Below are 23186 nucleotides of genomic sequence, written 5' to 3'. Positions count from 1 at the left end.
TAATCAGTGCTATTTAATCGGCTTTACAGCGTTTCAAGTTTCTCAATTACGCTGTTGTATTCTGGTTCAGTTGAAAGGCTACTAACTAATTGTTTATAAATGACGTTATGGCTTTCATCTAAAATAAATACAGTTCGCGTTAATAAGCCCATATCTTTAATAATCAATCCGTATTTTTGGCCAAAATCGCGCCAAACAGAATCTGATAACGTAGTGATTTTATCGATATTTTCAGCTTTGCAAAAACGCTTTTGAGCAAATGGTAAATCAGCACTAATTGTTAGCATTACAACACTTGGAAATTGCGAGGCTACTTTTTCATTAAAATGCTTAGTTTGCAGGCTACAAATACCTGTATCAAGACTTGGCACTACACTTATCAATACAGCTTGGCCTTTGTAATCCTCAAGCGTTACAGGGATGAAGTTGTCATCAACTACTTTGAAATTTGGCGCGCTATCTCCAACAGAGATCCCTTTGCCTAATAAAGTGACTGGTTTGCCTTGTGCAGATACTTTTCCTATGTCTAGCGTGTTTTCTGGGTAATCGGCTGCAATAGCCACAGAGCAAAATGCGCTCAAAGCAAAGGTAAGTGAACGTAACATAAGGTATTTCCTTTTAAATTAACGCAATGGGCGTCAGTGTATTATACTGCGCTAAAGTAACCAAGAGATTATACCGCTCTGATGAAGTTGGGATTAGTTCTGCAATATAAAAATTGTAACTGTGCTAAACTTTGATTAACATGAAGTTACAAAATATATCTTCAATAATAAAAATAAAAACCATCATAAAATGATTTTAATGCTCATTACTGGTTTAGAAACAGAGAGATAATATGTCAACATCGGTACTAATATGTGATGACTCAAAATTAGCTAGGCGTCAGCTAGCTCGTTCATTACCTGAAGATTGGGATATTAAAGTTGAATTTGCACTCGACGGCGTTGATTGCATAAAGCAAATAAAGTTAATTGAACCAGAAATACTTTTTCTCGATTTAAACATGCCCGAAATGGATGGGTATGAAGTATTAATCGCTATGAAAGAACAGGGGCTAAACATACTCACTGTTGTTGTCTCTGGTGACATACAGCCAAGTGCACATCAAAGAGTGCTTGAACTGGGTGCTATCGATTTTATTCAAAAACCATGTTCCCCCGAAAAACTAGCCAGCATAATTGAACACCATGGGATTAAAGATAAAGCCATGCGTGAGCGTCTCTCTCATTCGCTAGGAGAGCAAGTCGATCCTGATGTTCGGGATATATACCAAGAGCTAACTAACGTTGCTATGGGGCAGGCTGGGGATTTACTTGCACGTCTTCTTAATGTATTTGTAGAGCTACCAATTCCTAATGTGAATATTTTGGAAGTTAATGAACTCGATATGGCGCTGCAGTCTATAGATAATAACGCAGCTACATCGGGTGTGTGCCAGGGCTTTATTGGCGGTGGTATTTCGGGCGAGGCGCTATTACTTTTAAATGATTCAAGCTTTAAAGAAATAGCTTCTTTGATGAACTATGACGGCGAGTTAAACGATAAAGTTGAACTTGAGCTGCTTATGGATATTAGTAATATTTTGATAGGCGCTATTTTAACGGGTCTTTCAAAACAGCTCGATATGTCATTTAGTCAAGGGCACCCGATTGTACTTGGCCAACACAGAGATGTGTCTGAGCTGGTTAAATCAAACAAGTCACGTTGGCAACGCACCCTTGCTATAGAGATTAGTTACGGTATTGAAAACCATGATATAAATTGCGACCTCATGCTGTTATTTACTGAAGATTCACTTAAAACTTTGAAGTATAAAGTTGCTTACCTATTAGAAGATTAAGTTATGGCTGCAGATTTAGAAATGAATGAGATCCATTGGCTTATGGATATGTTTAATACCGTTGATGTAGGCCTTGTAGTACTTGATAGAGATTATAAGGTGTGTGTATGGAATGGTTTTATGGAAAACCATTCCGGGCTTCTACCAAGCGCAGTAAAAGATAAAGACCTATTTGATTTATTTCCAGCAATAGACGAAAAATGGTTTAGAAGTAAATCAGAATCGGTTTTTGTTTTAAAAAACCGCTCTTTTACGATTTGGGAGCAGCAGCCATACATTTTTAGGTTTAAAAATTATCGACCTATTACTGGTAAAGCTGATTACATGTATCAAAATGCGACATTTATCCCTCTTACAAATACGATGGGCGAAGTTAGCCATATTTGTATTATTTTGTATGATGTAACAGATGTCGCGGTAAATAAAAAAGAGCTTGAAGAGTTAAACAAAAAATTAGAACAAGTAAGTCAAACAGATAGCTTAACGCAGCTTGCAAACCGTGGACACTGGGAAGGTACGCTACGCCAAGAGTTTTTAAGAGTTAAGCGAAGTGGTGGCTGTAGTACATTATTAATGTTTGATATTGACCACTTTAAAAAAATAAATGATGAATATGGCCATAGTTGCGGTGATGAATCGCTTCGTCATTTATCTAACTTACTACGTACGACGCTGCGCGAAACGGATGTTGCAGGGCGCTATGGCGGTGAAGAGTTTGCAGTAACATTACTTGATACAGATAAAGAAGGCGCTTTTGTATTTGCTGAGCGTTTAAGGGTATTGATTGAAACTAACCCTGTTAAGTATAAACACTTTGAAATAACAATGACGGTAAGTATAGGGCTGGCTGGTAGCAGTAATGATTTTAAAAATCATGAGCGCTGGATAGAGGCTGCAGATAAAGCACTGTACCAATCTAAAAATACAGGGCGAAATAAAGTAATAGCCTACGAAGATATAAAAAATGACGCTTAAGCGTCATTTTTTATATCCAGAATTTAGGGTTAAATAATACCGTGTTTTTATAACCTGCTGAGCAAACCCAATCAGTATAAAAATTTTATTGCCCTTCATTATTGTGTTGTGTGTCGAGAGTCATCTATTGGGCATTGACCAATCATTGAAACCTCACCAGAATTTGACTCTTGCTCTAGTTTTACTTTAAAGCCCCATAATCTGTAAAGATGCTTAAGCACTTCTTCGTGCGAGTTTGCTAAAGGAATATTGTTATGGGGTACATAGCGTAGGGTTAGTGAACGATCACCTCTAATATCAACGTCATATACTTGAATGTTAGGCTCATGATTACTCAAGTTGTACTGCGCTGAGAGCGCTTCTCTTACAGCTTTATAGCCGTTGTCGTTATGTATTGCGCCAATTTCTAAATGGGGATTATTAGTATGATCAATAATAGTAAATAATTTAAAATCACGAATTAACTTAGGCGATAAAAACTGGCTAATAAAACTCTCATCTTTAAAGTTTTCCATTGCAAAATGCAGTGTATCTAGCCAATTACTGCCTGCATATTCAGGAAACCAACGTTTATCTTCTTCAGTTGGGTGTTCACATATTCTGCGAATATCCACCATCATATTAAAGCCTAAAGCATATGGGTTAATGCCTGAATAATACTTACTGTTATAAGGTGGCTGATAAACTACGTTGGTATGGCTTTGTAAAAATTCTAACATAAACGAGTCGGTGAGTTTTCCCTCATCATATAAGTGATTAAGGATGGTGTAGTGCCAAAATGTTGCCCAACCTTCGTTCATTACCTGAGTTTGTTTTTGTGGGTAAAAGTATTGCGAAATTTTACGAACAATACGTATCACTTCACGTTGCCAAGAATCGAGTAATGGGGCATTTTTTTCAATAAAATACAAAATATTTTCTTGGGGCTCAGAAGGAAAATGGCGTACTTTCTTTTTGGTTTCTTGCTGTTGCTCAGGAATAGTCCGCCATAATTCATTTACTTGCGATTGAAGGTAGTCTTCACGCTCTTGTTGGCGTTTTTGCTCTTCAAATAGCGATATTTGTTGTGGACGTTTGTAGCGATCCACTCCGTAATTCATTAAGGCATGACATGAGTCGAGTAGGGCTTCGACTTGTGTAATACCGTGCTTTTCTTCACAGCGACTTATGTAGTTTTTAGCAAATACCAAGTAATCAATAATTGAGCCAGCATCGGTCCAGGTTTTAAATAAGTAGTTACCTTTAAAAAATGAGTTATGTCCGTAACATGCATGTGCCATTACAAGCGCTTGCATAGGTAGGGTATTTTCTTCCATTAAGTACGCAATACAAGGGTCTGAATTTATCACTATTTCGTAAGCGAGACCCATTTGTCCGCGCTTATAATTTTGCTCTGTTTGAATGAACTTTTTACCGTACGACCAATGACTATAACCAATAGGCATACCAACGCTTGAATAAGCATCCATCATTTGCTCTGCGGTTATCACTTCAATTTGATTAGGGTATGTGTCTAACCTGTAGTGAGCTGCAACACGGGCAATTTCACCTTGATACTCATCTAATAAATCAAAGGTCCAATCTGGGCCATCACTCAATCGTTTATCATTCATAATGCTACCTCGCTTTAGGCTATGCAGAGTTTTGCTGTTGACGACCTTTTTTAAATAGCTCCCTGAAAATTGGGTAGATATCTTCAACGCTTTGAATATGCTGTATGGCGAAATTATTATGGCTGTGTGTTATAGATTCATATTCGCGCCATAGACTTTGATGAGCACGAGTGGTTATTTCAATATAAGCAAAATAACGTACTGCGCTTAAGAGCTTATTACGTAAAATTTCACCACACTGCGGGGTGTCGTCCGCCCAGTTATCGCCATCAGAGGCTTGTGCGGCGTATACATTCCACTCATTTGCGTGGTAACGCTCTTTTATTATTTCGTTCATTAATTTAAGAGCGCTTGAAACAATAGTGCCGCCAGTTTCTTGGGAATAAAAAAACTCTTGCTCGTCTACTTCTTTTGCTTGTGTGTGGTGGCGAATATAAACAACGTCTATGTCTTTATAGCTGCGCGTTAAAAATTGATAGAGCAAAATATAAAAACGCTTTGCCATGTCTTTTGTTGGCTGATCCATTGAGCCTGACACATCCATAATACAAAACATCACGGCTTTGCTGGTGGGGTGAGGGCGCTTTTCGTAATTACGAAAACGTAAATCGTAGTTATCAATAAACGGGACCGATTTAATTTGTAGTTTTAATGCTGCAATTTCTTTTTGTAATAAAGCAATTGCCGCTTTATCGTTATGTGGACCAGCAAGCAGCAGAGCAAGTTGTTCTTCGAACTCTTTTAAACGGCGTTTTTTACCTGCACTCATGGCAACACGCCGTGCAAGCGAGCCTTGTAATGAGCGGACAATATCAATATTACTTGGCATACCATCACTACAAAACCCTGCGCGATGGGTTTTCATTTGCACTAACTTATCAAGCTGGTTCTCTTGTAAGTTAGGAAGTTCTAAATCTTCAAACAGTAAATCAAGGTATTCATCTTTTGATATTGAAAATACAAACTCATCTTGCCCTTCGCCCGAATCGCTGGCGTCACCTTCACCGGCACCGCCGCTTTGTCCGCCTGTAGGGCGCTCAATTTTATCACCTGTAGAAAACTGATCGTTACCAGGGTGAATTTGTTCTCTATTCCCGCCTTGCCCTTGATGAAACGTGGGTTCGCTGATATCGCGCTGTGGAATAGAAATACTCTCACCAGAGCTTGAATCTGTAACGCTGCGTTTGTTAATCGCATCTGAAACCGCTTCTTTAATTTGCTTTTTATAGCGCCTAATAAAGCGCTGGCGATTAAGCGTACTTTTGTTTTTACCGTTTAAACGCCTATCTATAAAATGCGCCATATTGACCTCCTATATACTACGACTATGAAGGTTATTGCGATTTTCTAACCCGTAAATACCACTCAGAAAGCAAGCGAACTTGTTTTTGTGTATAGCCTTTTTCGACCATACGGTTCACAAAGTCTTCGTGCTTTTGCTGATCCTCTGCAGACGTTTTAGTATTAAACGAAATAACAGGGAGTAAATCTTCGGTATTAGAGAACATTTTTTTCTCAATCACCGTGCGTAGTTTTTCGTAGCTTGTCCATAGTGGGTTTTTACCGTTGTTATGCGCACGGGCACGCAATACAAAGTTCACTATTTCATTACGAAAATCTTTAGGGTTAGAAATACCTGCTGGCTTTTCTATTTTTTCAAGTTCGGCATTAAGTGCCTCGCGGTCAAATAGTTGTCCCGTATCAGGGTCGCGATATTCTTGGTCTTGTATCCAAAAGTCAGCATAAATAACATAACGGTCAAAAATGTTTTGTCCGTATTCTGAATACGATTCTAAATAAGCGGTTTGCAGTTCTTTACCTATAAATTCTACATATTGCGGAATTAAATAGCCTTTTAGAAAGCTTAAATAACGCTCTTCTATTTCGCTTGAAAATTGCTCACGCTCTATCTGTTGTTCAAGCACATAGAACAAGTGCACCGGATTTGCGGCAACCTCATTGGTATCAAAGTTAAACACACGGGACAAAATTTTAAACGCAAAGCGGGTAGAGAGCCCTGTCATACCTTCATCAACACCTGCGTAATCACGATACTCTTGATACGATTTTGCTTTAGGGTCGGTGTCTTTTAGGGTCTCGCCATCGTATACCCGCATTTTTGAATAGATACTTGAATTTTCGGGCTCTTTTAAACGTGATAGCGTTGTAAATTGCGCCAATGTTTTAAGTGTACCTGGTGCGCATGGCGCGTTGTATAGCTCGCTGTGCTCAAGTAATTTGTCGTAAATTTTAATTTCTTCGGTTACACGTAAGCAGTAAGGTACTTTTACAATATAAACACGGTCTAAAAATGCTTCGTTGTTTTTATTGTTTTTAAAAGTTTGCCACTCAGACTCATTAGAGTGAGCGAGGATCATGCCATTAAAGGGCAGAGCACTAATGCCTTCTGTTCCGTTATAGTTACCTTCTTGGGTTGCGGTAAGTAAAGGATGCAGCACTTTAATAGGTGCTTTAAACATTTCTACAAATTCCATCAGCCCTTGGTTAGCTAAACATAAAGAGCCAGAGTAGGCGTATGCATCAGGATCGTTTTGGGCAAAGTGCTCAAGCTGGCGAATATCGACTTTACCCACTAGCGCCGAAATATCTTGGTTGTTTTCATCTCCAGGTTCGGTTTTGGCAATGCCTATTTGGTTTAAAATTGAGGGGTAGCGCTTAACCACTCTAAACTGGCTAATATCACCATTGAATTCTTTTAAGCGTTTGCCAGCCCAAGGCGACATAATGGTTTTTAAGTAGCGCGGTTTAATACCGTATTCTTGCTTAAGTACCTCGGCGTCCTCTATTGGGTCAAATAATGCAAGAGGATGGTCGTTTACCGGAGAGCCTTTAATTGAATAAATAGGCACTTGTTGCATTAAATATTTTAGTTTTTCAGCAATGGATGATTTACCCCCACCAACAGGTCCAAGTAAATAAAGTACTTGTTTGCATTCTTCAAGCCCTTGGGCGGCGTGTTTTAAATAAGAGACTATTTGCTCAATGGCGTCTTCCATACCATAAAAATCAGCAAAGGCAGGGTAGCGTGCAACTACTCTATTAGAAAATAACCGGCTTAGTCGTGCATCCGTTGCGGTATCTACCATGTTTGGTTCGCCAATTGCCATGAGTAGGCGTTCTGGTGCGCTGGCGTAGGCAGACTTATCGGTTTTACAAATCTCAAGAAATTCAGCGATACTGTATTCTTCTTCCTGTGCCGCTTCGTATCGTGCTTGGTAATGCTCAAAAATCGTCATAATAACCTCCGAAACCCGCTGTAAAAAGGTGCTTACCTTTTAAAGTCTAGTCACGAATCTGTATTTTTGTGCAATAAAATTAAAAATTTAAGTGAAAAAAGATCATGTTACTAAAAGTGTTTTATTAAATGATGAGGCGCTTAGGTGTGATAAACAAGAAACAAAAAAAGACGCCTAAGCGTCTTTTTTACATTAGCGTTTAAAGGCTAATTAAGCGAAGTTAGCGTTCGCGAATTCCCAGTTAACAAGCGACCAAAAACCTTTAAGGTAATCTGGACGAACGTTACGGTAATCAATGTAGTAAGCGTGTTCCCATAAATCCACTGTAAGGATTGGAGTAACGCCATCATCAGTTAATGGTGTAGCAGCGTTAGATGTATTAACGATGTCTAGTGAACCATCAGCAAGCTTAACTAACCACGTCCAGCTTGAACCAAAGTTATTTACTGCTTTGTCATTTAATGCATCTTTAAACGCATCAAAAGAACCCCATTTAGCGTTGATTGCATCAGCAACTGCGCCAGTAGGCTCGCCGCCGCCGTTTGGAGATAAGCTGTTCCAGTAAAAAGTATGGTTCCAGATTTGTGCTGCGTTGTTAAATACGCCGCCTTCTGATGAACATACGATCTCTTCTAGAGATTTGTTTTCAAACTCAGTACCAGGGATTAAACCATTAAGCTTAACCACGTAAGTGTTGTGGTGTTTGCCATGGTGAAACTCTAGTGTTTCTTTTGAAATATGTGGCTCAAGTGCGTCGATTGCATATGGTAGTGACGGTAGTTCAAATGCCATTTTTTTATCTCCATCTTCTTTGGTTGATAGTCCATTTGGTAATACGTAATGCCTGTTGAAACAGAGCAGTTACCTATACCAAGCGGTAATATAGTGTTACTATAATTGTTGAGTATTTTACTCAAGTTTAAGCAAACAGCAATGCTATTGCGAAAGACTATTTCAATTGCGGCTTTATTTGCCCATTTTAAGTTATATATTTGTGGTCACGATGAGTTATTTTCAAGACCTAAATATATTTAGCTATCGTTACTTTGAGGTTGTAGATGGAAACCATTGATAAAATTAAACAGCAAATTTCAGAAAACCCAATAATCCTTTTCATGAAAGGGTCACCAAAATTACCAAATTGTGGTTTTTCTTCACAAGCATCGCAAGCGTTAATGTCATGTGGTGAACCATTTGCATACGTTGATATTTTACTTAATCCAGACATTCGTGCTGAGCTTCCAGCATACGCAAATTGGCCAACATTCCCGCAATTATGGGTAGATGGCGAATTAGTTGGTGGTTGTGACATTATTATCGAAATGTTTCAACGCGGTGAATTACAGCCGTTAATTACAGAAACTGCTGCTAAATATAAAGAAGCTGACGCAGAGTAATTTATTACTCAACCTGCTATCAGGTTATTAAGCTCTTTAAACACAAAGCCACTTTTTAAGTGGCTTTGTTGTTTTTAATTTTTGTGAATTTACGAATAAGGAAGGCTCACTTGTACGTTTAAGCCGCCCTCTATTTTGTTATGTAAACTTATATGCCCCTGGTGCGCTTCTGCTATTTCTCTGCATAAGGCTAGCCCTAAACCACTCCCCGTACTTTTTGTAGAATAAAAGGGCACTAAAGCATTTGCCATTACTTGCTCGCTCATTCCTTTGCCGCAGTCGCTTACATTTATAACACATGCTTGGGGTACAAACTCGACCTGAATATGTATTTCATTGGCGTTGGAGCCTGACTCGTGTGAATTTTTTAATAAGTTTATCAGCAGCTGCTCGAGTTGTGTTTGATCAGCTTGTAATTCATTGTGTGAATTTTTTATTTCGTAGCTAAATTGCCAATGATTTTTTAAATTATTGAGGGTGTTTTGCCAGTTAACTCGCGTTTTTTGTGGCTGAGGTAATTTAGCAAACTTGCCATAGCCTTGTACAAATTCAGTTAAATGACTAATTCGCTCATCAATAGTTGCAAATACACGGGCAAGGCGAGGCTCATCAACTTTATTTGCGAGCAATTGTGCGCTGTGTAGCATGGATGACATAGGGCCGAGTGAATTATTTAATTCGTGGCTAATAATGCGTATTACTTTTTTCCACACTGCAACTTCTTGGCGACTAAGTTCACGGGTTAACTGTTTAAATATATATAAATGATGCTTTTGATTATTAAGTAAAAACTCCCCAGTGGCTAAATGCCAAGTTTGTGAGTCTTGATTCTCTATTTCTATATTAAAGAGGCCATCAATACCGTGCTCTATAGCTGCTACTAATTGCAGAGGGGAATTTTCGAGTAATTTACTTAGCTGCATACCTTCAAGGCGGGTTGCGCTATTAAATAAACTACGGCTAATTAAATTACTAAATACCACCGTATTATTATCATTGACCAGTAATAACGCTTGCGGCGAGCTTTGCAATACTTTATCAAGCATTAACTCGCGCTGGTAAATCCATTGTTTTTCTTGGCGAAGCTGTTTAGCGGTTTGATTATAAAGTCGGCATAGTTTTCCAAGTTCATCATTACTTTTATACGCTAGCAAGCTGGAGAGCTCACCATCTTTAAAATTAAGCAACCCGGTTTCGAGCGATTGCATGCCAAGCTTTATTGGCTTGGTGAGAGCTCTTGAAAGCAAGGTGCTAAATGCAAGCGTTAGTAATATTAAAAACAGAGTGTAATACATATCAAAACCACTTAGCGCGGCAATAATAAAAACAGGCAGCGCGCTACAAAGTGCGCAAATTAACACAACCTTTTGGCTTAGGGTAAAGTGGCTAATAATGTTTGGCATTAATAATCAATACCCATTTTTTGTAATCGCCTGTAAAGTGCTTGTCGGCTTAAACCAAATTCACGGGCCACTTTGGCTATAACACCTTGATGAGCGCGCATTGCGTGTTCTATTTCCTGTTTGGTCGGTTCTGCTTTTGCTTCTTGTTGAGCAGTAACCGATGACGAAAGTGCAAAGTCATCGACTGTAAGCGCACCTGTTGGTTTTAGTACCGCTACACGTTTACAAGCATTTTCTAGCTCTCGAACGTTACCTGGCCATTTATAATGTTGAAGTGCTTGCTCTGTGTTTATAGTCAGCTCTCGGTGAGGTAAGAAGTGGCTAATGAGTGCTAAAACATCATCTTGCCTTTCGCTAAGGGCAGGCACATTGAGTTCAATTACATTAAGGCGATAATATAAGTCTTCCCTAAATCGACCTTGTTCAATTGCTTGTAGTAAGTTTTCGTTAGTAGCCGATATTACTCGCACATTTACTTTTTGTGTTTGTGTTGAGCCTAAACGTTCAAACTCGCCGGTTTGTACTACGCGTAGTAATTTTATTTGTCCTGAGAGTGGTAAATTACCAATTTCATCTAAAAATAACGTACCGCCATCAGCTGCTTCAAATCGACCAATACGTTGTTTAGTTATCCCCGTGTATGCGCCAGCTTCAGCGCCAAAAAGTTCGGCTTCTATAAGTTCTTGTGGTAGTGCGCCTGCGTTTACCTTAATAAAAGGTTGCGATACAAGTGGGGAGTTTTTTTGAATGATATGCGCAATGCACTCTTTACCACTTCCATTAGGGCCTGTAATTAATGCAGATATATCAGATTTAGCTACTTGTAGCGCCATAGTGACCAGTCGTTCCATAGCCGTGCTTTTAAATATTAGCCCGGCAAGGTCTGCATTTTTAAATGTACCTTTACGTTCTTGTTGAAGGCGATTATGTGTAGCAACTATTTTTTTAGCACTGCCTAGCTCTATTAAATTACTGATACAAACTAGTAGTTTTGCATCATCCCAGGGTTTTGGTAAGTAATCGGCAGCACCGGCTTTTACAAGCTCAATGGCGGTGGCAAGTTCGGTCCAGGCTGTAATAAGTATAATAGGGAGGTGTGGGTTTATTTCTCGTACTTCATAAAACAAGGCTTTACCTTCTTCGCCAGAGGTCGTGTCACTGGTAAAGTTCATGTCTTGAATTACAAGCTCAATTCGCTGATAGCGAACTATTTGCATAGCATCAAACGGATTTGTTGCAGTGACTACCGAAAAGTCGTGGATCTCGAGCAACAATGAAAGTGCGTCGAGTACTGCTTGGTTATCATCAACAATGAGTATTTTATGAGTCATAGGTTATTTTTATAATTTTTTAATGGCTACACTGCCTTACTAATCAGTGTAGCATAGTGATTTTTACATGATTTAGTAACCTAAACTCTGGATAATAAATCTACCTCAAGCGGATTCTAGGTTAAATTGTGCGAGTTGCGATACTGGGCGAAATATTAGCAGCGCGTTTAGCCGGCCCTAATACCGCAAGTAAGCTCATTAATAATACGACAATGGCGGTAACGGCTATATAGCTTGGCGGTAGTGCGGCTACAGAAAAATACTGCATTAACATTTTCCCAAGTAGTATTGCTGTTACCACACCTAAGGCTAAACCTAGGCTACAAATTAATGCATTTTCTACTAAAAAGTAGCTAACAATAGCTGACTTTCTTGCACCAAGTGCTCTGCGTGTGCCAATTTGCTTAGTACGTTTGCTAATATTAAATAAGGTTAAGCCAAAAATACCGAGAGCGGTTATAAGCACTAAAATAGTGATTAATACTATGAGCATGCGCATCATGAGGCGGTCTTTAGCGGTATACTCATTTTTTAATTCATCAAGTCCTTTAATGTTATTAATAACGCGTTTGCTGTAATTTTCGAGCATGGCATTTTCTATTTCTTTCATTACAGCTGCTCGCTGACCAGGCTCTGTACGAACGGCAACTTGTGCATAACTTGCTGCTTTAATATAAGGAATAAACGCAAGATTATCGGGTTTACTGTCTTTGAGCCACGGGCCTTTCATGTTTCCGATCACGCCAATAACTTTAAGTGGTAGGTCACCAAAATAAACTATTTTTCCTAAACCATCTCCATCAGGGTAGAGCTCATCAAGTAAGGCTTTAGTGACTATAGTGACGTTGGTGCGCTTTTGTGTAATTTCGTTTGTAACTAGCACTTCATCTTCGGTAAAGTTTCGCCCTGCAATTAAGTTAACGCCGTAGGTATTAATTGCGTGGTCATCTATAAAAAAATAAGCAGTTCTTACACTTAGGCCTTCTTGTGGAGCGGGTTGTAAATTAAAGCTCGAAGCGCTGCCACTGCCTGATAGCGGGATACTACTGCTTAATGCGGCATCAACTACGCCTGGCATTTTTCTAAGCATGCTTTCATCAAGCTCAAACTGCTGGCTTAAGTTAATATCAGTACCAAAGGTCATTACATTAAACTTAAATATATCTTGCTCAGGGTAGCCCGTTTCTTGGTTTAAATAGCTAATTCTGTCTTGAATGATAAATGCAGCATTACTGACTATAGCTGTGGTAATTGCAATTTGAATTAGCAGTAATACAGCGCCCACCTTTGAGCGGCATAAGGCGTTAAATATAGGTTTTATTTCTAACATTGTTAAATTCCTTATTGGCTCTTAAGATAAATAGCAGGATTGGTTTTACACACTAACCAAGCTGGGTACAAACCAGCCAAAATGCAGGTTGTAATTGCAATCAATGGGGCGCTCAATAGCATGGTCAAATCCATTGTCGCTAAGTTTTCATAGTAGTCGTAGCTTTGCACTACGCCCATTAAGCCAAGTTGTGCTAGTACAATTCCTAGCATGCCACCTATAAAGCCAAGCATGGCGACCTCAACTAAGTGCTGTAAAAATATTTGCCTTTTACTAGCACCTAATGCGCGCCTTACACCTACTTCTGGCGCTCTGCGTAAAAACTTAGCTAAAAGTAAACCTAAAATATTGGCTAAGCAGACACCTAAGAACATAAAGCTCAGGCCCACTAAAATTTTATTGTCTTCGGTGACGACGTTGTTGTATTGCATCCATTGGTTTACATCGCGAAGTTTATACTCAAGTTCTTTACGATTAAATCGACCACGTTTTTGTTGTTCTTGCATATAGGCTAATAAGTAATTTTGATAGGCTTGTTTTTGTTCAAGCGTATTTAGCTCTGCCCAAAACTGGATCCATACTTGCTCAGATTGCAGTTTATCTGCAAAGGTTGGTGTGTTTTCGTGTTTCCATCCATTGCTATTGCCCCAACTTACGAGCTCTTTTGCCTTTATTAAGCTAAAGGGCATAAATAACTCTTCTACTTGATTAAATGCACCGTTATTTAAATCATAATATTTAATATTGAGAGGCCAATGGTTAATAACACCAACTACTTGATAGCTTGCATCATCTAAGTAAATCAGTTCTCCGACGGAGTTTTGTCCTGCAAATAGTTTATCGTTTATCTCTTGGGTAATAACAACCACAGGTGCGGCTGAGTTTTCTTGCTCTTTGCTCCAAGCCCCTCCGTATAGAAATGACAAATTAAACATGCTAAAAAAGTCAGGCGTTGTCATGCGAGCATTACCTATAAAAGGTTTTATTTTGTCGGAGTCTAAATAAACTGAAAAGCCGGTACGCATCATAGCCACTTTTTTCTCTGACGTGGGTGCGTTTAATAAGTTCTCAGCATCTTGATAGGTCAGTTGCAGTGGCATGTTATCTTCTGTCCACCACGTACTACCATCGTCCATTGTTTGTAATTGCACACTGTAAAGTTGGCTGCTTTTTTCTGGGATAGGATCGGCCGACATCATGTGATAAACACTAAGGCTGGTCATTGTTATGCCTATACCTATCGCAATGGCAAGTACCATTAAAAAGCTAACCAGTGGGGTGCGCTTGAAGCTGCGCCAACTTAAATCTAAATAATGAATAAACATTAGTTAAACCCCCGATGCTGTTTTTATAGTTTGCGCGCCCTGATAAAGCGTAAAGTCGGCAAGTTGTCCATCAACTACTTGAATATTACGCGGAGCACGGCGGGCTAATTCGCTATCATGCGTTACCATGACAATAGTGGCACCGTCGCGATTGATTTGTTCAAGTAACTCCATAACTTGGCGAGCCATTAAGCTGTCAAGGTTACCTGTTGGCTCATCGGCAAGTAAAAAACGAGGTTTACCAGCTAGCGCACGGGCTATTGCCACACGTTGTTGCTGGCCACCAGAGAGTTGTTGAGGTAAGTGTTTAGCGCGAGATGCTAAACCAACTTGTTCAAGGCATTGCTCAATTCGACGTTTTCGCTCATTTGCTTTAATCCCTCTGTAGCGAAGAGGAACTTCTATGTTTTCATATAAATTTAAATCGGGGATCAAATTAAAGCCTTGGAATATAAAGCCAATTTTTTGATTACGTAAATCAGCACGTTGGTTATCGTTTAGGCTGCCAACATTAACGCCATCCAACAGGTATTCACCTTCGTTAAAAGGCTCGAGCATACCTGCAATATTTAAAAAGGTTGTTTTTCCTGAGCCGCTAGGACCAGTAACAGCAATAAATTCGCCTTCGTTTACTTGCAGATTAAAATCTCGAAGCGCATGGGTTTGTACCATTTCTGTTTGGTATACTTTACTTACATTGTTCATTTGTAACATGATTGTTCCTAATTATTTTTAGCGTTGGTTGAGAACGTCTGTTTAATTTAATAAAATCGTGTTGGCTTGCTTAAAGTCGCTGTAGCTTGAAATAATAATTTCATCGTTTTCTTTTAGTCCGCTTAAAAGCTCAACCGCATTAATGCTGGTGGCGCCTATTGTAATAGGTATACGCTTTGCAATATTGCCTTCTACCTTATAAGCTATAATTCCGCCTTGCTGCATAAATGCACCACGCTTTACTTGCATTACACCTTCTCGGTTGTCGAGTAAAATACGTGCAGTTAAGCGTTGGTTCTGACGAATGTTGTTAGTAACACCTTTAAACCGGACGCGTGCTGTTACTTCACGATTATTAACTTCTGGTGATATGGCGGATAAATTCCCCATCACTGTTTCATTGCCTAACTTAAGCTCTACTTCCATACCGAGCCCTAATTCGTTTGCGTAACTTTCAGGAACTTGGAGTTCGGCTTCAAAATTACTTAAGTCGACGAGAGTCATAAGAGGTTGGCTTTGCGTCACTGCGGCTTTTTGTTGCACTAATAGGTTACCCACGATCCCTGTAACGGTAGCCTTAATAGATAGGTTGCTTACTTTTCGGATTAAGTCATCAACAATAAGTTGTTGGCGGGTCACATCACTTTTAGCAGCTTGTAGTTCAAAAGCGAGCGTGTCTTTGGCAAGCAATACCTCTTGCTGCGCATGCTTATAGGAGAGCTTAGCTCGGGATAAATCATCAACTGCTTTTTCTAGATCAATTTGGCTAATTAAGTGCTTTTGTATTGATAACTGTGCGCGACGATTTTCGCGCTCAGCGGCGTTAAGCTCAACTTGTGCCATATCGAGTGTTTTATTTAAAGTGAGTGTTTGGCGTCTTGCTTGCAAATGCTGCCTTTGCTGTTCGCCTTCAAGTCTTTTAAGTACAGACTCCTGTTGCTTTAATTCATTAGTTAACTCAGGGCTTTGCAGCAGGGCAAGAGTGTCGCCTTGCTTTACTGTATCGCCGGCCTTTACTTTTAAATCTATAAACCCCCGTTCTGGACTGTAGATTTTAGGAGCATTAGCAGCAACAATTTTACCACTGGCGGCAATGTCTCGAATGAGCGCCTTAACATGTACTTTTGCAATCTGTACTTTTGAGCGGCTAATAGAGCTTTTAGCGCTATGGCTCGTTAAAAAAATATAAGCAATTGCAGAGACCACAATGAAAACAATCGCAGTGATTATCGCGTATTTTTTATAGCTTATAGGTGCCTTTACTTGTACGTCTTGTGCGCTGGTATCTTTAATCATTTAATTTCCCCTAAATTGCTTTTATGTATTTTTCGCACAGCAGTAATAAAGCTGCTGTGCAAATAGCGGCAATAGGAGAGAGTAAAAATAAGCTTAGAGTAAACATAGTAATTCCAATTAGCGATTATATATAAAGCTATACGATTAATATGCCAACTATTATGGCCTTGATATTTAAGTGATTTTATTTTTTTGTTATTGAAATTTATGTCCGCGGACAGTTTATGTGTCCGCATCGGACATAGTTTTAAATAAAAATTCACTATTAACGTACAAAAAATGACATGAACTTTCATAACTATACTAATGAGCAGCAATAATCGGGGATGTTAAGCCATTAAAGTAATGAAATGGCATAAAACTATCTAAATGTTAACTGAATAGCCTCTCTAGCGCTGAATACTTATTCACTTTCGGTTACCTTTACGTTTACGTAAGCTGGCACGCTGGAGGCTCGTGTTTTTTACAATATGTTAAACTTGACACCAGTGTCATGAAAAAATAGTGGTTAAAATAACGCTAAATGTTAAAAATAATGATAAAAAGAAATCTTGCTATGAAGTGAGAAATATTCAAGAATGTGAATATGTATTCAAAGTGCTATTGACTCTATTTAAGATAGAGGCTAGTTTTGTCCGTCTGTTAGCAAATCGTCGAGCAGTTCATCCACGCTAACAGTGCAGCAAGGGGAGGGGTCTATGTTATACGACTCAAAGTTAGAAAAAGAAAATTGTGGCTTTGGCTTAATAGCCCAAGTTAATGGTCAAGCTAGTCATAGGCTTATTCGTACTGCTATTACGGGGCTTGATCGCATGCAGCACCGTGGTGGTATATCTGCCGATGGTAAAACAGGTGATGGCTGTGGTTTATTATTACAAAAACCAGATAGCTTTTTCCGTGCTATTGCTAGTGAACATAACTGGCACTTAGGCAAAAACTACGCAGTGGGTATGATATTTTTAAATTCAGACCCTGTTTTAGCGCAAGCTGCAAAACAAATACTTAGCGAAGAATTAGAAAAAGAAACGTTAAATATTTTAGGTTGGCGCGTTGTGCCAACCGACCCATCTATGTTGGGTCCTATTGCTGTACAGCAATTACCAGGTTTTGAACAAATTTTTGTTAGCGCGCCAGAAGGTTGGCGTTCTAAAGACTTAGAGCGTCGCTTATATTTAGCACGCCGCCGCGCTGAAAAGCGCATTGTTGATGACGAAGCTTTCTATATTGCAAGTCTATCTGGTTTGGTAACTATCTATAAAGGTTTAATGATGCCTGCAGATTTACCAAATTTTTACCTAGATTTAGCTGATATTCGTATGACGAGTGCGATTTGTGTTTTCCATCAGCGCTTTTCTACTAATACTCAGCCGCGTTGGCCTTTAGCTCAACCTTTCCGCTATTTAGCACACAATGGTGAAATTAATACTATTGAAGGTAACCGCCAGTGGGCACGCGCACGTTCATATAAGTTTGCGTCACCGCTTATTCCTGATTTACAAAGCGCAGCGCCGTTTGTAAACGAAACCGGCTCTGACTCATCAAGCCTAGATAATATGCTTGAGCTATTTTTAGCTGGTGGCATGGATTTATTCCGCGCTATGCGTATGCTCGTACCACCTGCATGGCAGAAAAACCGTGCAATGGACGACGATTTACGTGCATTTTACGACTTTAACTCTATGCATATGGAACCATGGGATGGCCCGGCAGGTATTGTTATGTCGGATGGTCGTTTTGCGGCTTGTAACCTTGACCGTAATGGACTTCGCCCAGCGCGTTATGTAATTACACAAGATGGCTTTATTACGCTTGCATCAGAAGTGGGTATTTGGGATTACACTGCCGATGAAGTAGTTGAAAAAGGCCGTGTTGGTCCAGGTGAATTATTAGTTATTGATACTAAGCTTGGCAAAATTTGGCACTCAGATGAAATCGATCAAGATTTAAAGTCTCGCCATCCTTACAAGTCATGGCTTGAGGAGAACGTTAAGCGTTTAGTACCATTTGAAGAGCTTACTGAGCAAGACGCCGGAAATCGCTCATTTGATGACGAAACGCTAGCTAAATATCAAAAAATGTTTGGTTATACCAACGAAGAGCTTGATAGTGTTATTCGTGTAATGGGTGAAAACGGCCAAGAAGCAACCGGCTCAATGGGTGATGACACGCCATTTGCAGTGCTTAGTGAAGGGCATCGTTCGCTTTATGATTACTTCCGCCAAAAATTTGCGCAAGTAACAAACCCACCTATCGATCCACTGCGTGAAAATCATGTAATGTCACTTGCGACATGTATTGGTAGTGAGCAAAACGTATTTAACGAAACAACAGGCCACGCTAAGCGCCTACAGTTTGATACGCCAATTTTAATGTACGCAGACATGCAGCAGCTATTAAATGCTGATGAAGCGCATTACAGCTACTGTAAAATTGATATTACCTACACAGTTGAAGAAGGTTTAGAAAATGCGGTAACGCGTATTTGTGACCAAGCACAAGAAAAAGCAGCCGCTGGTTGTATCATGCTTATTTTAACTGACCGTAACTTTAATGAAGAAAATTTGCCGATTCCAGCAGCTATGGCTGTAGGTGCGGTACAAAAACGATTAGTTGATAACAATCTTCGCTGTGAATCAAACATTATCATTGAAACCGGTAGCGTGCGTGATGCGCACCAGTTTGCTGTGTTATTAGGCTTTGGTGCTACGGCAATTTATCCATATCTTGCGTATGAATCGTTAGTTGCGATGAGCGACAGCAAAATTATTAATAAGTCGTATTGCGAAGTAACTCTTGCTTACCGTAAAGCCATTAACAAGGGCTTATACAAAATCATGTCTAAAATGGGCATAAGTACGGTTGCGTCATATCGTTGCTCAATGTTGTTTGAAGCGGTTGGTTTATCTGACGCTATTGTACAAATGTGCTTTAAAGGTGTGGCAAGTCGCATACAGGGCGCATGCTTTACCGACTTTGATGACGATCAGCAAAGCTTACACAAACTCGCTCTAAGTAAGCGTAAATTATTAAGCCACGGCGGCTTGTTTAAGTACGTACATGGCGGCGAGTATCATGCTTATAATCCTGATGTAATCCAAACCCTGCAAAAAGCAGTTCGTTCTGGTGAATATAGTGATTACAGTGAATATGCAAAACTTGTTAATACGCGTCCTATTGCCACTTTACGTGACATGCTTGCGCTTAAAATTCCAGAGCAAGGCATTAGCATCGATGATGTAGAGCCTGCAGAAAACCTATACAAGCGTTTCGATTCAGCAGCAATGAGTATTGGTGCATTATCGCCAGAAGCGCATGAGGCTCTAGCAATTGCAATGAACCGCTTAGGTGGTTGTTCAAACTCTGGTGAAGGCGGTGAAGATAAGCTGCGTTATGGTACCGAGAAAAACTCGCGAATTAAACAAGTTGCTTCAGGTCGATTTGGCGTAACGCCGCATTACTTACGCAGTGCTGACGTTATTCAAATTAAAGTAGCGCAAGGTGCAAAACCAGGCGAAGGCGGTCAATTACCGGGTGAAAAAGTAACCCCATATATTGCTAAACTTCGTTATTCGGTTCCAGGTGTTACATTAATTTCGCCACCACCACATCACGATATTTACTCAATTGAAGATTTAGCACAGCTAATTTTCGATTTGAAACAAGTAAACCCTAAAGCACTTATTTCTGTAAAACTGGTTTCAGAACCAGGCGTAGGAACCATTGCAACGGGTGTTGCTAAAGCGTATGCCGATTTAATTACTATTTCTGGCTATGATGGCGGTACAGGCGCAAGCCCACTTACTTCAGTTAAATATGCAGGTAGCCCATGGGAGCTAGGACTTGCTGAAACGCAGCAAGCCCTTGTTGAAAACGGACTACGTCATCGTATTCGCTTGCAAACAGATGGTGGCTTAAAAACGGGTTTAGATATAATTAAAGCGGCAATTTTAGGTGCAGAAAGTTTTGGCTTTGGTACCGGCCCAATGGTTGCGCTTGGTTGTAAATACTTACGAATTTGCCATTTAAACAACTGTGCGACCGGTGTTGCAACACAAGACGAAACACTTCGTCAAAAGCATTACCACGGCTTACCAGAAATGGCGATGAACTACTTTAAGTTTATAGCGCAAGAAGCACGTGAAATCATGGCAAGCTTAGGTGTTGTAAACTTAACTGATTTAATCGGTCGTTTAGATTTGCTTGAAGCCATTGAAGGCAAAACAGCTAAACAGAAGAAAATTGATTTATCTTCCGTAATTGCTCAGCCTAATAACCCAACAGGTGAAACACTTTATTGTAGTGCGCCTAATAGCTCACATTATGTAGGAAAACTTAATGAGAGCCTACTTGCTAAGGCGCAAGACGCAATTGATGCTTCAAGCGGTATTTCACTAGTAAGTCGTATTTGTAATACCGACAGATCGGTAGGTGCAATGCTTTCTGGCTATATTGCTGATAAATATGGCAACCAAGGTATGGCGGCAGATCCTGTAGCAATTGAGCTACACGGTACTGCGGGTCAATCATTTGGTGTGTGGAATGCCGGTGGCCTTGAAATGACACTGGTTGGCGATGCAAACGATTACGTAGGTAAAGGCATGGCGGGCGGTAAGCTAGTTATTCGTCCACCACTTGGCTCGTCGTTCGAAAGTCACAAAGCCACAATTGCAGGCAACACATGTTTATACGGTGCAACAGGCGGCAAACTGTTTGCTGCAGGTTGTGCAGGCGAGCGCTTTGCAGTTCGTAACTCAGGTGTGCAAGCGGTTGTTGAAGGTGTAGGTGACAACTGTTGTGAATACATGACGGGCGGCGTTGTATGTGTACTGGGCAATGTAGGCGTTAACTTTGGCGCGGGTATGACAGGTGGTTTTGCTTATATTTTAGATGAGCGAAATGATTTTGAAAAACGCATTAATCCAGAGCTTGTCGAAATAGTAACACTAGACGAATTAACGTCGCATCAAGAACATTTACGCGGCTTAATTGCTGAGCATTTAGAGCTTACGGGTTCGTGCAGAGCAGAAAGTATTTTGGCTAACTTTGAATTGTACTTACCGATGTTCAAATTAGTAAAACCAATATCAAGTGACGTAAAAAGTTTACTCGGGCATCGCGCTCGCAGTAGTGCCGAACTACGTGTTCAGGCGCAATAAGGGGGCAGTATGAGCGAAAATGTATATCAATTTATAGACGTGCAGCGTGTAGACCCACGCAAAAAACCAATCTCGTCACGTAAAAAATCTTTCGTAGAAATTTACGAACCCTTTTCAGAGAATCAGGTTAACTCACAAGCTGACCGTTGTTTAGATTGTGGTAACCCGTACTGTGAGTGGAAATGTCCAGTACATAACTACATTCCACAATGGTTAAAGTTAATACGCACGGGCCGTATTATAGAGGCGGCTGAGCTTTCTCATCGTACAAATAGCTTACCAGAGGTTTGTGGGCGTGTTTGCCCACAAGACCGCTTGTGTGAAGGCTCGTGTACGCTCGATGAAGAGTTTGGTGCGGTTACAATAGGTAATATTGAAAAATACATTACTGATGAGGCATTTAAAATGGGCTGGAAGCCTGATATGTCTTATGTAACATGGACTGACAAAAAAGTAGCCATTATTGGTGCGGGCCCTGCAGGTTTAGGGTGTGCTGATATTTTGGTGCGTAACGGCGTTAAACCAGTAGTGTTTGATCGTCACCCAGAAATAGGTGGACTACTCACATTTGGTATTCCTTCTTTTAAACTTGAAAAATCAGTAATGCAAAAGCGCCGTGAAATTTTCACTGAAATGGGCGTAGAATTTAAGTTAAATGTTGAAGTAGGTGTTGATATTACACTTGATCAAATTTTAGCTGATTACGACGCTGTGTTTTTAGGGGTTGGTACGTATCAGAGTATGCGTGCAGGTCTTGAAAATGAAGATGCAGCGGGTGTTCACGATGCATTGCCGTTTTTGATTGGTAACACGAACCGTGTAATGGGCTACGATGAGACAAAACAACCGTGTATTGATATGGCTAATCAAAAAGTAGTTGTACTTGGCGGTGGTGATACAGCGATGGACTGTGTGCGTACGTCTATTCGACAAAATGCTGCAAAAGTAACGTGTGCTTATCGTCGTGATAAAGAAAATATGCCAGGCTCTAAACGTGAAGTTAAAAACGCGAAAGAAGAAGGCGTTATATTTACATATAACGTTCAGCCTAAAGGCATTGTACTGAACGATAAAGGTAAAGTGACCGGCGTTAAAATGGTTAAAACTAAATTAGGTGAACCTGACGCAAAAGGCAGAAGCCGTGCTGAAGAAGTACCTGGTTCAGAACATGTTATTGAAGCTGATCAAGTTATTATGGCGTTTGGTTTCCAGCCTCACAAAATGGATTGGTTAGAAAAATACGATGTAGAAATAAACAACTGGGGCGGTATTAACGCACCAGAACAAGGTGAGTTTACACATCAAACTACTAACCCTAAAATATTTGCTGGTGGCGACATTGTACGTGGTTCAGATTTAGTGGTAACTGCTATTTTTGAAGGACGTAACGCTGCAGAAGGTATTATGGATTACTTAAAAGTTTAATTTTTCGTGTTAAAATAACGATATTTAAAGCAAGCCAAGTGGCTTAATGCCGATCAGTTAAGAAATATTTAACGATCCATTGACCGATCTTCTGGTTAGTTTATAAAGGCTTCTGAATTTA

At 39.9% G+C, this 23186-nt stretch carries 16 protein-coding genes; 5 read left to right on the top strand and 11 right to left on the bottom strand.

From position 1 onward, the window contains the following. Positions 1-23: 23 nt before the first annotated feature. Entirely contained in the window at positions 24-605 is a 582-nt protein-coding gene (tpx, locus tag I6E85_RS16065; RefSeq protein ID WP_101216785.1) for a thiol peroxidase, read from the bottom strand. Between the two features lie 233 nt (positions 606-838). On the opposite strand from tpx, the gene I6E85_RS16060 reads away from it, so the two are divergent. Together I6E85_RS16060 and I6E85_RS16055 are read left to right on the top strand one after the other, a co-directional pair. Beyond that, positions 839-1843 (top strand): response regulator, encoded by a 1005-nt coding sequence (locus I6E85_RS16060; protein ID WP_024590825.1) that lies wholly within the window; start codon positions 839-841, stop codon positions 1841-1843. A 3-nt stretch (positions 1844-1846) separates the two neighbouring features. Beyond that, positions 1847-2818, top strand: coding sequence for a diguanylate cyclase (locus I6E85_RS16055; protein ID WP_024592692.1), 972 nt, complete (start codon positions 1847-1849; stop codon positions 2816-2818). Positions 2819-2916: 98 nt separating this feature from the next. Here the strand turns inward: I6E85_RS16055 and I6E85_RS16050 are convergent, their stop codons facing one another. From I6E85_RS16050 to I6E85_RS16035, 4 genes are all read right to left on the bottom strand, one after another. After that, the gene (locus I6E85_RS16050; protein WP_182671670.1) at positions 2917-4431 is read right to left on the bottom strand and encodes a SpoVR family protein; all 1515 of its coding nucleotides are present in this window, start codon (positions 4429-4431) and stop codon (positions 2917-2919) included. Positions 4432-4450: 19 nt separating this feature from the next. Continuing rightward, the gene (locus tag I6E85_RS16045) at positions 4451-5734 is read right to left on the bottom strand and encodes a YeaH/YhbH family protein (protein WP_197237142.1); all 1284 of its coding nucleotides are present in this window, start codon (positions 5732-5734) and stop codon (positions 4451-4453) included. A gap of 31 nt (positions 5735-5765) precedes the next feature. Beyond that, positions 5766-7688: a PrkA family serine protein kinase gene (locus I6E85_RS16040; RefSeq protein ID WP_197237141.1), complete on the bottom strand. Its 1923-nt coding sequence runs from the start codon at positions 7686-7688 to the stop codon at positions 5766-5768. Positions 7689-7898: 210 nt separating this feature from the next. Further along, the gene (locus I6E85_RS16035) at positions 7899-8480 is read right to left on the bottom strand and encodes a superoxide dismutase (protein WP_002960323.1); all 582 of its coding nucleotides are present in this window, start codon (positions 8478-8480) and stop codon (positions 7899-7901) included. A gap of 266 nt (positions 8481-8746) precedes the next feature. Here I6E85_RS16035 and I6E85_RS16030 point away from each other — a divergent pair, with 266 nt between their 5' ends. Next, the gene (locus I6E85_RS16030; protein ID WP_004335359.1) at positions 8747-9085 is read left to right on the top strand and encodes a Grx4 family monothiol glutaredoxin; all 339 of its coding nucleotides are present in this window, start codon (positions 8747-8749) and stop codon (positions 9083-9085) included. 89 nt (positions 9086-9174) lie between these two features. Here the strand turns inward: I6E85_RS16030 and I6E85_RS16025 are convergent, their stop codons facing one another. The 6 genes from I6E85_RS16025 to I6E85_RS16000 form a co-directional block, all read right to left on the bottom strand. Then, positions 9175-10488 carry a PAS domain-containing sensor histidine kinase gene (locus I6E85_RS16025; RefSeq protein WP_197237140.1) on the bottom strand — a complete coding sequence of 438 codons (1314 nt, stop codon included), beginning with the start codon at positions 10486-10488 and terminating at the stop codon, positions 9175-9177. Then, a complete protein-coding gene (locus tag I6E85_RS16020) occupies positions 10488-11819 on the bottom strand; it encodes a sigma-54 dependent transcriptional regulator (protein ID WP_197237139.1) in 1332 nt (443 codons plus the stop codon). Before I6E85_RS16020 ends, I6E85_RS16025 begins: the two co-directional genes overlap by 1 nt. Positions 11820-11940: 121 nt before the next feature. Then, the gene (locus I6E85_RS16015; protein WP_165740305.1) at positions 11941-13149 is read right to left on the bottom strand and encodes an ABC transporter permease; all 1209 of its coding nucleotides are present in this window, start codon (positions 13147-13149) and stop codon (positions 11941-11943) included. Between the two features lie 11 nt (positions 13150-13160). Then, positions 13161-14474 carry an ABC transporter permease gene (locus I6E85_RS16010; protein WP_165740303.1) on the bottom strand — a complete coding sequence of 438 codons (1314 nt, stop codon included), beginning with the start codon at positions 14472-14474 and terminating at the stop codon, positions 13161-13163. 3 nt (positions 14475-14477) lie between these two features. Beyond that, entirely contained in the window at positions 14478-15188 is a 711-nt protein-coding gene (locus tag I6E85_RS16005; protein WP_024592687.1) for an ABC transporter ATP-binding protein, read from the bottom strand. A gap of 42 nt (positions 15189-15230) precedes the next feature. Next, complete coding sequence (locus I6E85_RS16000; protein ID WP_121953828.1) at positions 15231-16484, bottom strand: efflux RND transporter periplasmic adaptor subunit; 1254 nt, start codon at positions 16482-16484, stop codon at positions 15231-15233. 698 nt (positions 16485-17182) lie between these two features. On the opposite strand from I6E85_RS16000, the gene gltB reads away from it, so the two are divergent. Then, entirely contained in the window at positions 17183-21640 is a 4458-nt protein-coding gene (gene gltB, locus I6E85_RS15995) for a glutamate synthase large subunit (protein WP_197237138.1), read from the top strand. A 9-nt stretch (positions 21641-21649) separates the two neighbouring features. Continuing rightward, positions 21650-23065 (top strand): FAD-dependent oxidoreductase, encoded by a 1416-nt coding sequence (locus I6E85_RS15990; protein WP_007584567.1) that lies wholly within the window; start codon positions 21650-21652, stop codon positions 23063-23065. The last annotated feature ends 121 nt before the right edge of the window (positions 23066-23186 follow it).

The sequence above is a fragment of the Pseudoalteromonas sp. NZS71 genome (assembly GCF_015864715.1).
Lineage (GTDB): Bacteria > Pseudomonadota > Gammaproteobacteria > Enterobacterales > Alteromonadaceae > Pseudoalteromonas > Pseudoalteromonas arctica.
The sequence above is the reverse complement of the archived record's forward strand: the minus strand, read 5'-3'. Positions and strand labels throughout refer to the sequence as shown.

Excerpts from the sequence above, each read along its gene's own strand:
- I6E85_RS16010 (WP_165740303.1), bottom strand. The coding sequence starts at position 14,474 with ATGTTTATTCATTATTTAGATTTAAGTTGGCGCAGCTTCAAGCGCACC.
- I6E85_RS15990 (WP_007584567.1), top strand. The coding sequence starts at position 21,650 with ATGAGCGAAAATGTATATCAATTTATAGACGTGCAGCGTGTAGACCCA.
- I6E85_RS16040 (WP_197237141.1), bottom strand. The coding sequence starts at position 7,688 with ATGACGATTTTTGAGCATTACCAAGCACGATACGAAGCGGCACAGGAA.
- I6E85_RS16025 (WP_197237140.1), bottom strand. The coding sequence starts at position 10,488 with ATGCCAAACATTATTAGCCACTTTACCCTAAGCCAAAAGGTTGTGTTA.
- I6E85_RS16000 (WP_121953828.1), bottom strand. The coding sequence starts at position 16,484 with ATGATTAAAGATACCAGCGCACAAGACGTACAAGTAAAGGCACCTATA.
- I6E85_RS16005 (WP_024592687.1), bottom strand. The coding sequence starts at position 15,188 with ATGTTACAAATGAACAATGTAAGTAAAGTATACCAAACAGAAATGGTA.
- I6E85_RS16015 (WP_165740305.1), bottom strand. The coding sequence starts at position 13,149 with ATGTTAGAAATAAAACCTATATTTAACGCCTTATGCCGCTCAAAGGTG.
- I6E85_RS16030 (WP_004335359.1), top strand. The coding sequence starts at position 8,747 with ATGGAAACCATTGATAAAATTAAACAGCAAATTTCAGAAAACCCAATA.
- gltB (WP_197237138.1), top strand. The coding sequence starts at position 17,183 with ATGTTATACGACTCAAAGTTAGAAAAAGAAAATTGTGGCTTTGGCTTA.
- I6E85_RS16020 (WP_197237139.1), bottom strand. The coding sequence starts at position 11,819 with ATGACTCATAAAATACTCATTGTTGATGATAACCAAGCAGTACTCGAC.
- I6E85_RS16035 (WP_002960323.1), bottom strand. The coding sequence starts at position 8,480 with ATGGCATTTGAACTACCGTCACTACCATATGCAATCGACGCACTTGAG.
- I6E85_RS16055 (WP_024592692.1), top strand. The coding sequence starts at position 1,847 with ATGGCTGCAGATTTAGAAATGAATGAGATCCATTGGCTTATGGATATG.
- tpx (WP_101216785.1), bottom strand. The coding sequence starts at position 605 with ATGTTACGTTCACTTACCTTTGCTTTGAGCGCATTTTGCTCTGTGGCT.
- I6E85_RS16050 (WP_182671670.1), bottom strand. The coding sequence starts at position 4,431 with ATGAATGATAAACGATTGAGTGATGGCCCAGATTGGACCTTTGATTTA.
- I6E85_RS16060 (WP_024590825.1), top strand. The coding sequence starts at position 839 with ATGTCAACATCGGTACTAATATGTGATGACTCAAAATTAGCTAGGCGT.
- I6E85_RS16045 (WP_197237142.1), bottom strand. The coding sequence starts at position 5,734 with ATGGCGCATTTTATAGATAGGCGTTTAAACGGTAAAAACAAAAGTACG.